This is a genomic window from Photorhabdus africana, assembly GCF_035181445.1.
Lineage (GTDB): Bacteria > Pseudomonadota > Gammaproteobacteria > Enterobacterales > Enterobacteriaceae > Photorhabdus > Photorhabdus laumondii.
The window spans coordinates 1-223 of record NZ_JAXBVE010000299.1 but is presented as its reverse complement, the minus strand read 5'-3'; the positions used below and the strand labels follow the sequence as shown (position 1 = coordinate 223).

Sequence of the window (223 nt, the reverse complement as noted above, 5' to 3'; positions counted from 1 at the left end):
GCTGAAAACCGCCGGTGGTTAAGCCGCCACCGCCACACACTGCTGACCTTCTCCACCGTGGGTACCGCCGTGGTGCTGGCCCTGTGGACCGGCTGGCACGCCGCCTATCAGCAGAACTACCGGGCCGGTGACGAGGTCCTGACGCAGGCCAAAATCTTCCTGTCGGTGCCGCCCCCCAAAGGCGAAGACCGTCTCGGCAATTTACAGCTTCCCCTGCTCAATC

At 64.1% G+C, this 223-nt stretch carries 1 pseudogene; it reads left to right on the top strand.

Annotated features, from left to right (window positions below):
* Positions 1-223, top strand: a pseudogene (locus SLS51_RS23840) (hypothetical protein); the annotation flags it as partial.